The sequence below is a fragment of the Streptomyces bugieae genome (assembly GCF_036352915.1).
Lineage (GTDB): Bacteria > Actinomycetota > Actinomycetes > Streptomycetales > Streptomycetaceae > Streptomyces > Streptomyces endophytica.
Genome location: NZ_JAZBJP010000003.1, coordinates 306,408 through 319,303, shown reverse-complemented (window position 1 = coordinate 319,303; position 12,896 = coordinate 306,408). Strand labels below are relative to the sequence as shown.

At 71.6% G+C, this 12,896-nt stretch carries 11 protein-coding genes; 8 read left to right on the top strand and 3 right to left on the bottom strand.

Features of this window, described 5'->3' with window-relative positions; genetic code table 11:
- From secF to V2J85_RS11585, 3 genes are all read left to right on the top strand, one after another.
- On the top strand, positions 1–1,116 hold the full coding sequence (gene secF, locus V2J85_RS11595) for a protein translocase subunit SecF (RefSeq protein WP_261952550.1): 1,116 nt from the start codon (positions 1–3) through the stop codon (positions 1,114–1,116).
- The gene (locus V2J85_RS11590) at positions 1,113–1,661 is read left to right on the top strand and encodes an adenine phosphoribosyltransferase (RefSeq protein WP_261952551.1); all 549 of its coding nucleotides are present in this window, start codon (positions 1,113–1,115) and stop codon (positions 1,659–1,661) included. Before secF ends, V2J85_RS11590 begins: the two co-directional genes overlap by 4 nt.
- Positions 1,662–1,833: 172 nt before the next feature.
- The gene (locus V2J85_RS11585; RefSeq protein WP_261952552.1) at positions 1,834–4,443 is read left to right on the top strand and encodes a RelA/SpoT family protein; all 2,610 of its coding nucleotides are present in this window, start codon (positions 1,834–1,836) and stop codon (positions 4,441–4,443) included.
- 66 nt (positions 4,444–4,509) lie between these two features.
- On the opposite strand, the gene V2J85_RS11580 is transcribed toward V2J85_RS11585, so the two are convergent.
- Entirely contained in the window at positions 4,510–5,739 is a 1,230-nt protein-coding gene (locus V2J85_RS11580) for a DUF349 domain-containing protein (RefSeq protein ID WP_261952553.1), read from the bottom strand.
- A 214-nt stretch (positions 5,740–5,953) separates the two neighbouring features.
- Positions 5,954–6,781: a peptidylprolyl isomerase gene (locus tag V2J85_RS11575; protein WP_330821529.1), complete on the bottom strand. Its 828-nt coding sequence runs from the start codon at positions 6,779–6,781 to the stop codon at positions 5,954–5,956.
- Between the two features lie 160 nt (positions 6,782–6,941).
- On the opposite strand from V2J85_RS11575, the gene V2J85_RS11570 reads away from it, so the two are divergent.
- The 4 genes from V2J85_RS11570 (at position 6,942) to V2J85_RS11555 (ending at position 11,299) form a co-directional block, all read left to right on the top strand.
- Positions 6,942–7,655, top strand: coding sequence for an MBL fold metallo-hydrolase (locus V2J85_RS11570; protein ID WP_330821528.1), 714 nt, complete (start codon positions 6,942–6,944; stop codon positions 7,653–7,655).
- 11 nt (positions 7,656–7,666) lie between these two features.
- The gene (gene hisS, locus V2J85_RS11565) at positions 7,667–8,929 is read left to right on the top strand and encodes a histidine--tRNA ligase (protein ID WP_261952556.1); all 1,263 of its coding nucleotides are present in this window, start codon (positions 7,667–7,669) and stop codon (positions 8,927–8,929) included.
- A 206-nt stretch (positions 8,930–9,135) separates the two neighbouring features.
- The gene (locus tag V2J85_RS11560; RefSeq protein WP_261952557.1) at positions 9,136–9,777 is read left to right on the top strand and encodes a vitamin K epoxide reductase family protein; all 642 of its coding nucleotides are present in this window, start codon (positions 9,136–9,138) and stop codon (positions 9,775–9,777) included.
- Between the two features lie 97 nt (positions 9,778–9,874).
- Positions 9,875–11,299, top strand: a complete 1,425-nt coding sequence (locus tag V2J85_RS11555; RefSeq protein ID WP_261952558.1) for a replication-associated recombination protein A — start codon at positions 9,875–9,877, stop codon at positions 11,297–11,299.
- 30 nt (positions 11,300–11,329) lie between these two features.
- On the opposite strand, the gene V2J85_RS11550 is transcribed toward V2J85_RS11555, so the two are convergent.
- Positions 11,330–12,082, bottom strand: coding sequence for a DUF2470 domain-containing protein (locus V2J85_RS11550; protein ID WP_261952559.1), 753 nt, complete (start codon positions 12,080–12,082; stop codon positions 11,330–11,332).
- Between the two features lie 185 nt (positions 12,083–12,267).
- Between V2J85_RS11550 and rpsD the strand changes: the two genes are divergently transcribed.
- Entirely contained in the window at positions 12,268–12,879 is a 612-nt protein-coding gene (rpsD, locus tag V2J85_RS11545) for a 30S ribosomal protein S4 (protein WP_261952560.1), read from the top strand.
- Positions 12,880–12,896 lie beyond the last annotated feature (17 nt).

The following is a 12,896-nucleotide window of genomic DNA, read 5'->3' as shown; positions in this document are numbered from 1 at the left end:
ATGTCCAAGCTCGGAAGCATCGGCGCCCGGCTCTACCGCGGTGAGGTCGGCTACGACTTCATCGGCAAGCGGAAGATCTGGTACGGCATCTCGATCCTCATCACCATCACGGCCATCGTCGGCCTGGCGGTGCGCGGTCTGAACATGGGCATCGAGTTCTCCGGCGGCGCGGTCTTCTCGACCCCGAAGACCTCGGTGTCGACCGCGGAGGCGCAGGCCCAGGCCCAGTCCGCGTCCGGCGGTCACCAGGCCGTGGTGCAGAAGCTCGGCGACGGCGCGCTGCGGATCCAGATCGGCGGTCTGGACACCCAGCAGGCGGTGCCGGTCCAGGAGCAGCTCGCCAAGGAACTGAAGATCCCGGTCAAGGACGTCAACACCCAGCTGGTCGGCCCGAGTTGGGGCGAGGAGATCGCCAACAAGGCCTGGCTGGGCCTGGGCATCTTCATGGTCCTGGTGGTGCTCTACCTGGCCATCGCCTTCGAGTGGCGGATGGCGCTGGCCGCGCTGATCGCGCTGATCCACGACCTCACGATCACGGTCGGCGTCTACGCCCTGGTCGGCTTCGAGGTCACCCCGGGCACGGTCATCGGTCTGCTGACGATCCTCGGCTACTCGCTGTACGACACGGTCGTCGTCTTCGACAGCCTCAAGGAAGCCTCCAAGGACATCACCAAGCAGACCCGCTTCACGTACAGCGAGATCGCCAACCGCTCGATCAACGGCACGCTGGTGCGGTCCATCAACACCACCGTCGTGGCGCTGCTCCCGGTCGCCGGTCTGCTGTTCGTCGGCGGCGGTCTGCTGGGCGCGGGCATGCTCAACGACATCTCGCTGGCCCTGTTCGTCGGTCTCGCCGCCGGTGCGTACTCCTCGATCTTCATCGCGACCCCGCTGGTCACCGACCTGAAGAACCGCGAGCCGGAGATGAAGGCGCTGGCCAAGCGGGTCAAGGCCAAGCGCGCCGCGGCCGCCGCCAAGGCCGCGAGCCAGGAGGACGCCCAGGAGGCGCCCGAGGGCGCGGCGGACGGTGAGGACGGCCCCGCGGTCGTCGGCCCCCGCCACCAGCCCGCCGCCCGCAACCGCGGACGCGGCCGCCCGTCGGGCAAGCGCCGATGAGCGCCCCCGCAGCCCTGCGGGAGCTGCTGCTGAGCAGGATCGCGGATGTGCCGGACTATCCCAAGCCGGGCGTGATGTTCAAGGACATCACCCCGCTGCTCGCCGATCCGGCGGCCTTCGGCGCGCTCACCGACGCCCTCGCCGGGCTGTGCGAGCGGCACGGCGCCGACAAGGTCGTGGGCCTGGAGGCGCGCGGGTTCATACTCGCCGCCCCGGTCGCGGTCCGGGCCGGCCTCGGCTTCGTACCCGTCCGCAAGGCCGGCAAGCTGCCCGGCACGACGCTCGGGCAGTCCTACGAGCTGGAGTACGGCACCGCCGAGATCGAGATGCACGCCGATGCGCTGAAGCCGGGGGAGCGGGTGCTGGTGATCGACGACGTGCTGGCCACCGGCGGCACCGCCGACGCCTCGCTCCAGCTGATCCGCCGGGCCGGCGCCGAGGTCGCGGGCGTCGCGGTGCTGATGGAGCTCGGTTTCCTCGCCGGGCGGCAGCGCCTGGAGCCGGGCCTGAAGGGCGCTCCGCTGGAGGCGCTGATCACGGTCTGACCAGGCCACCGCATACGCTGGACAAGCAGGGGCATCCGGAACAATCCGGGTGCCCCTGCTGCTGTGTCATGTACGTACCCATGGCCGCGCGGCGGCGGCCGCCCCGGGATCGATACCATGGCACCCCGGCCTGTTCGAGGGCCTGGGGTCCGGAACCGCTTGAGGAGTGCTCTTGCCAGACGAGGCCCAGCCGCTCTCCCCCGGACTGCGTCCGGCGGGATCCCATGCCGCGCGCCCGGACGAGCCGAAGCCCGCGACCGGGGCTTCCCCGGACGCGCCCCGGCCCGAGCGGCACGGCGCGACCCCCGAGGGCACCGGACGGTCCGGGACCGCGGCCCCCGCCGACCGGCCCCGCCCCGCGCCCAAGCCGGGACCCGCCGCCGCCTCGCCCCGCCCCGCGGCCGCCCCGGCCCGCGCCCCCAAGCCCCCGGCCAAGGCCGACCAGCCCGCCGCGGCGAAGCCGCTGCCGGCCGCACCGGCCGGCCGCTCCGGCTCCCCGAACCGCGTACGGGCCCGCCTCGCCCGCCTCGGCGTGCAGCGCTCCAGTCCGTACAACCCGGTGCTCGAACCGCTGCTGCGGGCCGTCCGCGGCAACGACCCCAAGATCGAGACGGGCACGCTGCGCCAGATCGAGCGCGCCTATCAGGTCGCCGAGCGCTGGCACCGCGGCCAGAAGCGCAAGAGCGGCGACCCGTACATCACCCACCCGCTCGCCGTCACCACGATCCTCGCCGAGCTCGGCATGGACCCGGCGACGCTGATGGCCGGCCTGCTGCACGACACCGTCGAGGACACCGAGTACGGCCTGGAGCAGCTGCGGGGCGACTTCGGCGACCAGGTCGCGCTGCTGGTCGACGGCGTCACCAAGCTCGACCGGGTCAAGTTCGGCGAGGCCGCGCAGGCCGAGACGGTCCGCAAGATGGTCGTCGCCATGGCCAAGGACCCGCGCGTCCTGGTCATCAAGCTCGCCGACCGGCTGCACAACATGCGCACCATGCGCTACCTCAAGCGGGAGAAGCAGGAGAAGAAGGCCCGCGAGACGCTGGAGATCTACGCTCCGCTCGCCCACCGCCTGGGCATGAACACCATCAAGTGGGAGCTGGAGGACCTCGCCTTCGCGATCCTCTACCCCAAGATGTACGACGAGATCGTGCGGCTGGTCGCCGAGCGGGCGCCCAAGCGGGACGAGTACCTCGCGATAGTGACCGACGAGGTCCAGGCCGATCTGCGCGCCGCCCGCATCAAGGCCACCGTCACCGGCCGCCCCAAGCACTACTACAGCGTCTACCAGAAGATGATCGTGCGCGGCCGCGACTTCGCCGAGATCTACGACCTGGTGGGCATCCGCGTCCTCGTCGACACCGTCCGCGACTGCTACGCCGCCCTCGGCACCATCCACGCGCGGTGGAACCCGGTCCCCGGCCGGTTCAAGGACTACATCGCGATGCCGAAGTTCAACATGTACCAGTCGCTGCACACGACCGTGATCGGCCCCAGCGGCAAGCCCGTCGAGCTCCAGATCCGCACGTTCGACATGCACCGCCGCGCCGAGTACGGCATCGCCGCCCACTGGAAGTACAAGCAGGAGGCGGTGGCCGGCGCGTCCAAGGTCCGCACGGACGTGCCGAAGAACGCCGGCAAGGGCCAGGAAACCGTCAACGACATGGCCTGGCTGCGGCAGCTGCTCGACTGGCAGAAGGAGACCGAGGACCCCGGCGAGTTCCTGGAGTCGCTGCGCTTCGACCTGTCCCGCAACGAGGTCTTCGTCTTCACGCCCAAGGGCGACGTGATAGCGCTGCCGGCCGGTGCCACGCCCGTCGACTTCGCCTACGCGGTGCACACCGAGGTCGGCCACCGCACGATAGGCGCCCGGGTCAACGGCCGGCTGGTCCCGCTCGAATCGACCCTGGACAACGGCGACCTGGTGGAGGTCTTCACCTCCAAGGCAACGGGCGCCGGGCCCTCCCGCGACTGGCTCGGCTTCGTCAAGTCCCCGCGTGCCCGCAACAAGATCCGCGGCTGGTTCTCCAAGGAGCGCCGCGACGAGGCCATCGAGCAGGGCAAGGACGCCATCGCGCGCGCCATGCGCAAGCAGAACCTGCCGATCCAGCGGATCCTGACCGGCGACTCCCTGGTGACGCTCGCGCACGAGATGCGCTACCCGGACATCTCCTCGCTCTACGCCGCGATCGGCGAGGGCCACGTCGCCGCGGCGGGCGTCGTCCAGAAGCTGGTGCAGGCGCTCGGCGGGCAGGACGAGGCCACCGAGGACATCGCCGAGTCCACCCCGATCCGGCCGCGCTCCAAGCGCCGCTCCAGCGCCGACCCGGGCGTGGTCGTCAAGGGCGTCGACGACGTGTGGGTGAAGCTGGCCCGCTGCTGCACGCCGGTCCCGGGCGACCCCATCATCGGCTTCGTCACCCGCGGCAGCGGCGTCTCGGTGCACCGCGCCGACTGCCTCAACGTCGACTCGCTGTCCCGGCAGCCGGAACGGATCCTGGACGTCGAGTGGGCGCCCACCCAGTCCTCGGTCTTCCTGGTCGCCATCCAGGTCGAGGCGCTGGACCGCTCCCGGCTGCTGTCGGACGTCACCCGGGTCCTGTCCGACCAGCACGTCAACATCCTCTCGGCGGCCGTCCAGACCTCCCGCGACCGCGTCGCCACCTCCCGCTTCACCTTCGAGATGGGCGACCCCAAGCACCTCGGCCACGTCCTGAAGGCCGTACGGGGTGTGGAGGGCGTGTACGACGTCTACCGCGTGACCTCGGCGCGCAGGCCGTAACGCCACGGACACGAGGAGGGCCCCGGTACCTGGGTACCGGGGCCCTCCTCGTACGCGGGACCTCGCTCAGCCGCCGAACTCCTCCAGGCCCTTGAGCGCCTGGTCCAGCAGCGCCTTGCGGCCCTCCAGCTCGCGGCCGAGCTTGTCGGCCTTGGCGTCGTTGCCGGCCGCCCGGGCCGCGTCGATCTGCTTCTGCAGCTTGTCGACGGCGTCCTGGAGCTGGCCGGTCAGCCCCGCGGCGCGGGCCCGCGCCTCAGGGTTCGTCCGCCGCCACTCGGCCTCCTCGGCCTCCTGGATGGCGCGCTCGACGGCGTGCATCCGGCCCTCGATCTTGGGGCGGGCGTCCCGCGGGACGTGGCCGATGGCCTCCCACCGCTCGTTGATCGACCGGAACGCGGCCCGCGCGGCCTTCAGGTCCGAGACCGGGAGCAGCTTCTCGGCCTCGACGGCCAGCTCCTCCTTGCGGGTCAGGTTCTCCCGCTGCTCGGCGTCGCGCTCCGCGAAGACCTCACCGCGGGCCTGGAAGAAGACGTCCTGGGCGCCGCGGAAGCGGTTCCACAGGTCGTCCTCGTGCTCGCGCTGGGCCCGGCCGGCGGCCTTCCAGTCCTGCATCAGCTCGCGGTAACGGGCGGCCGTCGCCCCCCAGTCCGTCGAGTTGGACAGCGACTCGGCCTCGGCGACCAGCTTCTCCTTGGCCTTGCGGGACTCCTCGCGCTGCGCGTCCAGCGACGCGAAGTGCGCCTTGCGCCGCTTGGAGAACGCCGAGCGGGCGTGCGAGAAGCGGTGCCACAGCTCGTCGTCCGCCTTGCGGTCCAGCCGCGGCAGGCCCTTCCAGATGTCGACCAGCGCCCGCAGCCGCTCGCCGGCCGCCCGCCACTGCTCGCTGGCCGCCAGCTCCTCGGCCTCGGCTACCAGCTTCTCCTTGGCCTGCCGGGCCTCGTCGCTCTGCCGCGCCTTCTGGGCCTTGCGCTCCTCACGGCGGGACTCGACGACCTCCACCAGCTTGTCCAGCCGCTTCCGGAGCGCGTCCAGATCGCCCACCGCGTGGTGCTCGTCGACCTGCTGGCGCAGATGGTCGATCGCGGTCGTCGCGTCCTTGGCCGACAGGTCGGTGGTCCGGACCCGGCGTTCGAGGAGGTCGATCTCGACGACCAGGCCGTCATACTTGCGCTCGAAGTAGGCAAGGGCCTCCTCGGGGCTGCCCGCCTGCCACGATCCGACGACCTGCTCGCCGTCGGCGGTACGCACGTACACGGTCCCCGTCTCATCGACGCGGCCCCACGGGTCGCTGCTCACAGCGCCTCCTCCACATGATGCCGACGCGGGCGTGCGGCCCCCCGGCATCGTCCACAGTTTCTGTCCGGCAGGGCCGCGCCCTGGCCGTCCGACGGGTGGTTTTGCGGGTGAGGGTGGAAGCCGTCGGACCAGGCACCCTACCCACACGCCAATCTAGGCGACCGGCGGTCGGCTGTCCGCATCCAGCACGACCGAAATTCCGCCCGGCGGCCGGTCAGGACTTCGTGACGGTCGCCCGGTCGATGGCGACGGTGGCGTGCGGGGCGGTGTTGCCGGTCTGCGGGTCGGGGTCCGTCGCCCCGGCGGCGGCGATCTTGCGCAGGACGTCCATACCGCCGGTGATGGTGCCGAACGGGGTGTAGTTGGCGGGCAGCTTGCTGTCCTGGAAGACGAGGAAGAACTGGCTGCCGCCGGAGTTGCGGGTCTTGGGGTTCTTGCCGTCGTAGCTGTTGGCCATCGCGACCGTGCCCGCCGGATAGACGCCGCCCTTGAGCCGCGGATCCTTGAGGTTCTCGTCCGGGATCGTGTAGCCGGGGGAGCCGCTGCCGGTGGCCGTCGGGTCGCCGCACTGCAGGACGTGGATGCCCTGGTCCACGAGGCGGTGGCACCTGCTGTGGTCGAAGAACCCCTGCTGGGCCAGGAACGCGAAGGAGTTGACGGTGTGCGGTGCCTTGCCGGCGTCCAGCTTCAGGCCGATCGTGCCGCAGGTCGTCGCCAGCTTCACGGCGTAGGAGGCCGAGGTGTCGATCGACATCTTCGGCTCCTTCTTCCAGGTCCGCTGCGACGGCGCGCCCTTCGCGGGCGTGCGGCAGGGGTCGTCCGGCCGGTGGCTGCCCGCGGCCTGGTCGGACGTCCGGTCGTCGCCGCCGATCAGCGCGGTGGAGGCGTAGACGGCCCCGCCGGCCGCCAGGGCGACGGCCACCGCGCCGGCGATGACGGCATTGCGGCGCCTGGCCTTGCGCTGGGCGACGGTCCGCCGCTGCTGCTGGCGCGCGTACTTCTCCCGGGCGAGCTGCCGCCGCCGCTGATCCTTGCTGACCACCGACTCGTCTCCTTGTCCGATCACCGATCGCTGAGGTGCGCCGTCGCCGTACCGTATACGGGTTCGCCCTGCCGGGAGTCCCGCCGGTAGGCTCTGGAGCTGCCGAGATGTCCGGGAGCGGCCCCGCGGCCGCCCGCCACACCGATCCTTAAGGACGAACGTGCTGATTGCCGGGTTCCCCGCCGGGGCCTGGGGCACCAACTGCTACTTGGTCGCCCCCGCCGCAGGCGAGGAGTGCGTCATCATCGACCCGGGCCACCAGGCCGCCCAGGGAGTCGAGGACGCGGTCAGGAAGCATCGGCTCAAGCCCGTCGCGGTCGTCCTCACCCACGGCCACATCGACCACGTCGCGTCGGTCGTCCCCGTGTGCGGCGCGCACGACGTCCCGGCCTGGATCCACCCCGAGGACCGCTACATGATGACCGACCCGGAGAAGGCCCTGGGCCTCTCCGTCGGCCAGCAGCTCATGGGCGACCTCACCGTGGGGGAGCCCGACGACGTCAAGGAGCTGAGCGACGGTGCCGTCCTTGAACTCGCCGGAATGGAGTTCTCGGTCGCGCACGCACCGGGCCATACCAAGGGGTCGGTGACGTTCAGGATGCCCGAGCAGGCCGACATTCCCTCGGTCTTCTTCTCGGGCGACCTGCTGTTCGCCGGCTCCATCGGACGCACCGATCTGCCGGGCGGCGACCACGCCGAGATCCTCGAGTCGCTGGCCCGTGTGTGCCTGCCGCTGGAGGACTCCACCGTCGTCCTGTCCGGCCACGGCCCCCAGACCACCATCGGCCGCGAGCGCGCCACCAACCCCTTCCTGCGGGAAGTGGCCGCCGGCCTCGGAGACGGCTTCAGCGCCGCTCCACGACGAGGAATGTGACGAGAGCTTCCGTGAGCACCTTTCAGGCCCCCAAGGGCACCTACGACCTGCTGCCGCCGGATTCCGCCACCTATCTGGCGGTCCGCGAGGCCATCTCCGGCCCGCTGAAGAACTCCGGCTACGGCTACATCGAGACGCCCGGTTTCGAGAACGTCGAGCTGTTCGCGCGCGGCGTCGGTGAGTCCACCGACATCGTGACCAAGGAGATGTACGCCTTCGAGACCAAGGGCGGCGACCAGCTCGCGCTGCGCCCCGAGGGCACCGCGTCCGTGCTGCGCGCCGCACTGGAGGCCAACCTCCACAAGGCCGGCAACCTCCCGGTCAAGCTGTGGTACTCCGGCTCGTACTACCGCTACGAGCGTCCGCAGAAGGGCCGCTACCGCCACTTCTCCCAGGTCGGTGCCGAGGCGATCGGTGCCGAGGACCCGGCGCTGGACGCCGAGCTGATCATCCTGGCCGACCAGGCGTACCGCTCGCTGGGCCTGCGCGACTTCCGCATCCTGCTCAACTCGCTGGGCGACAAGGAGTGCCGCCCCGTCTACCGCGCCGCGCTGCAGGACTTCCTGCGCGGCCTGGACCTGGACGAGGACACCCGGCGCCGGGTCGACATCAACCCGCTGCGGGTCCTGGACGACAAGCGGGACGCGGTCCAGAAGCAGCTGGCCGGGGCGCCGATGCTGCGCGACTACCTCTGCGAGGCCTGCAAGGCGTACCACGAGCAGGTGCGCGAGCTGCTGACCGCGGCGGGCGTGGCCTTCGAGGACGACGAGAAGCTGGTGCGCGGCCTGGACTACTACACCCGCACCACCTTCGAGTTCGTCCACGACGGCCTCGGCTCGCAGTCCGCGGTGGGCGGCGGCGGCCGGTACGACGGCCTGTCGGAGATGATCGGCGGCCCGGCGCTGCCGTCCGTCGGCTGGGCGCTGGGCGTGGACCGCACGGTGCTGGCCCTGGAGGCGGAGGGCATCACGCTCGACATCCCGGCCGCCACCGCCGTCTACGCCGTCCCGCTGGGCGACGAGGCCCGCCGGGTGCTGTTCGGCGCGGTCACCGAGCTGCGCCGGGCCGGCGTCGCCACCGACTTCGCGTACGGCGGCAAGGGCCTGAAGAACGCCATGAAGTCCGCCAACCGCTCGGGTGCGCGGCTGGCGCTGGTCGCCGGCGAGCGCGATCTGGCCGAGGGCGTCGTCCAGCTGAAGGACCTGGAGAGCGGTGAGCAGACGCCGGTCGCGGTGGACGCCGTGACCGAGGAGGTCCGGCGCCGGCTGGGCTGAGGCAGGGCCGGACACGACGGAACGAGGGGCCCGGACGGCGGTGACCGTCCGGGCCCCTCGCGTCAACGCCCGTCCCCGGGGGTTCACCGGCTTTATGCACAGCGAACGGCCCGTTGTGGTGGGGTTGGGGCACAATGAGGGGCGCGGCCGCGGGCCCGCCTGCCGCAGCCCCAGCCCCATTCCCCAGGCATCGACGGAACGGCGATATGACGACGACAGCGGTTGACGACGTGTCCATCGACGACGATCACGCGGGCGGCGCGCGCACCCTCGGCGCGGGCCGCGGCCTCGGACTGCTGCTGGTGATCACCGGCGCGCTGGGCATCCTGGCCGCCTGGGTCATCACCCTGGACAAGTTCGAGCTGCTGAAGGACCCGAACTTCAAGCCGGCCTGCAGCCTCAACCCGATCATCTCCTGCGGCAGCGTCATGCAGAGCAAGCAGGCCGAGGTCTTCGGGTTCCCCAACCCGATGGCCGGGCTCGTCGGCTTCGGCGTGGTCGTGGCGATCGGCATGGCCGTCCTGGCCGGTGCCCGCTTCCGCCGCTGGTACTGGATCGGTCTGAACATCGGCACCGGGCTCGCCGCGGTCTTCTGCATGTGGCTGATGAGCCAGTCGCTGTACAGCATCAACGCGCTGTGCCTGTGGTGCACGCTGACCTGGTGCGTGACGATCCTGATGTTCTGGTACACCACCGCGCACAACATCAAGCACGGCGTCATCCCGGCCCCCGAGGGCGTGCGGAACGCGGTCGCGGAGTTCCACTGGGTCGTACCGGTCCTCTGGTACGGCGTGATCACGCTGCTGATCCTGACCCGCTGGTGGTCGTTCTGGAGCAGCCTGCTGTAGGAACCGCCCTCCCGTTCCGCCGGGAGGCCGCCCGCGCCCCGGTCCGTCCCCGACGGTCGCCGGGGCGTTGTCAGTGGGGTGGCATAGGCTCGTGTGCGTGGAGCCCGACCTGTTCACCGCCGCCGCCGAAGACCGCCAGGAGAAGGACCCCGCGGGGTCTCCGCTCGCCGTGCGGATGCGTCCGCGCACCCTCGACGAGGTCGTGGGTCAGCAGCATCTGCTCAAGCCCGGCTCGCCGTTGCGCAGACTGGTCGGCGAGGACGAGAAGAGGAGCGGGCCCGAAGGGCCCTCCGGCCGGGGTGGTGGCGGGCGACGGGCGGGCGGGCCCGCCGGGCCGTCGTCGGTGTTCCTGTGGGGGCCGCCCGGCATCGGCAAGACGACCCTGGCGTACGTCGTCAGCCAGGCGACGAACAAGCGCTTCGTGGAGCTCTCCGCGATCACCGCCGGCGTCAAGGAGGTCCGCGCGGTCATCGACGGCGCCCGCCGCGCCTCCGGGGGGTACGGCAAGGAGACGGTGCTCTTCCTCGACGAGATCCACCGCTTCAGCAAGGCCCAGCAGGACTCCCTGCTGCCCGCGGTGGAGAACCGCTGGGTCACCCTGATCGCCGCGACGACCGAGAACCCGTACTTCTCGGTGATCTCCCCGCTGCTCTCCCGTTCGCTGCTGCTGACCCTCGAACCGCTCACGGACGACGATCTGCGCGCGCTGCTGCGGCGGGCGCTGACCGACGCCCGCGGGCTGGCCGGGGCCGTCACGCTCCCCGAGGACACCGAGGCGCATCTGCTGCGCATCGCGGGCGGCGACGCCCGGCGCGCGCTGACCGCCCTGGAGGCGGGCGCCGGATCCGCGCTGGCCAAGGGCGAGAAGGAGATCACCCTCCGGACCCTGGAGGAGTCCGTCGACCGGGCCGCGGTGAAGTACGACCGGTCCGGCGATCAGCACTACGACGTCGCCAGCGCCCTGATCAAGTCGATCCGCGGCTCGGACGTCGATGCCGCGCTGCACTACCTCGCGCGGATGATCGAGGCGGGGGAGGACCCGCGGTTCATCGCCCGGCGGCTGATGATCTCGGCGAGCGAGGACATCGGCCTGGCCGATCCGACGGCGCTGCAGACCGCGGTCGCCGCCGCCCAGGCCGTGGCGCTGATCGGCTTCCCGGAGGCCCGGATCACGCTGAGCCAGGCGACCATCGCCCTCGCCCTGGCGCCGAAGTCGAACGCCGCCTATCTGGCCATCGACGCCGCGCTGGCGGACGTCCGGGCCGGCAAGGCCGGTGCGGTGCCGCTCCATCTGCGCGACAGCCACTACAAGGGCGCCCAGAAGCTCGGCCACGGACACGGCTACCAGTACCCGCACGACCTGCCCGGCGGTATCGCGGCCCAGCAGTACGCCCCGGACGAGGTGCACGGCAGGCGCTATTACGAGCCCACCCGCCATGGCGCCGAGGCCCGCTACGCCGATGTGGCGGACCGGGTCCGGTCCCGTCTGCGCGGCGCCTCGGGGGAGGCCTCCGCCGAGTAGGCATCGGCCCGGCAGGCCGTCGGCCGCGGTCTAGGGGGCCGCGGCCTCGAAGAGCGTGTGCATCGCCCGCCGCAGCTCGGCCACGTCCCGTACCGGCTCGGGGAAGTCGAAGCGGGCGTCGAAGGAGCGCTGCCCGCGGTCGGTGAAGCGGACCCGCAGCCCGAAGCGGTCCAGGGCCACCGGTACGGCCTTCTCGCGCGCCCCGCAGACCCGGCCGCGCTCGCCCAGCAGCGAGCACAGTCCGCGGACCTGCTCGCCGTGCGCCGCGGCCAGGTGCTGCAGCAGCTCGGCCTCGTGGGCGACCAGCGGATCGGGCGCGGCCGCCGCGAAGTCGTCCGGCTCGACCGGCCCGGCGCCCCAGAGGTCGTCCACCGCCCCCTCGCCGACCTCCAGGCGCAGCATCATCCAGGCGGTCCGCCCGTACAGCCCCGGTGCCGGATCCGGGTGCAGTGCCTCGCCGAGTCCGAGCAGCTCGCCGACCGGGTGCCGCTCGGCGAGCAGCAGCGCGGCCTCGGCGCGCTGACCGTTGCGTACGGGGGTCAGCCAGCCGGCCAGCCAGGCCCGGCCGCGGATGCGGTGGGGCACCGAGACCGGTGCCACATCCGTGATCTCCATCACGGCGGTCAGGTCGTCGTCCTGGGCGTGGGCGGCCGCCCGGGCCGCCGCACAGTCCCCGGGAACCAGCAACAGCACGTCCCCGTCGCGCGTCACGGTCCGGCAGACCGGAGCCGTCAGCCCGGTCTCGTCCGGATCCTCGACTCCGGGGACGCTCAGCGACGCCATACCATGGGATTCGACGAGAGTTCGTACGCGCTCGGCAGCGGTCGGTTGCTGGGCGTCTTCCACGGGACGCGGCTGACCCGTCCCGGTGCTCTGACCAGCACCGGGCAGGGGGATCCCAGGTCGAAACATGCGTTCTCCTCGCGCTAAGGTAAGCCTCACCTAACTTACATGGAGGAACGTTCCACGTGAACCAGTCGCGTCCCAAGGTCAAGAAGTCGCGCGCGCTCGGCATCGCGCTGACTCCGAAGGCCGTCAAGTACTTCGAGGCCCGCCCCTACCCGCCCGGCGAGCACGGCCGCGGCCGCAAGCAGAGCAGTGACTACAAGGTCCGCCTGCTGGAGAAGCAGCGTCTGCGCGCGCAGTACGACATCAGCGAGCGCCAGATGGCGCGCGCCTACGACCGCGCCCGCAAGGCCGAGGGCAAGACGGGCGAGGCCCTGGTGGTCGAGCTGGAGCGCCGTCTGGACGCGCTCGTTCTGCGGTCGGGCATCGCCCGCACCATCTACCAGGCCCGTCAGATGGTCGTGCACGGCCACATCGCGGTCAACGACCGCAAGGTCGACAAGCCGTCCTTCCGCGTCCGCCCCGGCGACGTCGTGATGGTCCGCGAGCGCAGCCGCGAGAAGCACCCCTTCCAGGTCGCGCGCGAGGGTGGCTACGCCCCCGACGGCGAGACCCCGCGCTACCTGGAGGTCAACCTCCCGGCGCTGGCGTTCCGCCTGGACCGGGACCCCAACCGCAAGGAGATCCCGGTGATCTGCGACGAGCAGCTCGTCGTCGAGTACTACGCCCGCTAGAGCCACACCGCGCGGCG

Excerpts from the sequence above, each read along its gene's own strand:
- secF (WP_261952550.1), top strand. The coding sequence starts at position 1 with ATGTCCAAGCTCGGAAGCATCGGCGCCCGGCTCTACCGCGGTGAGGTC.
- V2J85_RS11590 (WP_261952551.1), top strand. The coding sequence starts at position 1,113 with ATGAGCGCCCCCGCAGCCCTGCGGGAGCTGCTGCTGAGCAGGATCGCG.
- V2J85_RS11560 (WP_261952557.1), top strand. The coding sequence starts at position 9,136 with ATGACGACGACAGCGGTTGACGACGTGTCCATCGACGACGATCACGCG.
- V2J85_RS11550 (WP_261952559.1), bottom strand. The coding sequence starts at position 12,082 with ATGGCGTCGCTGAGCGTCCCCGGAGTCGAGGATCCGGACGAGACCGGG.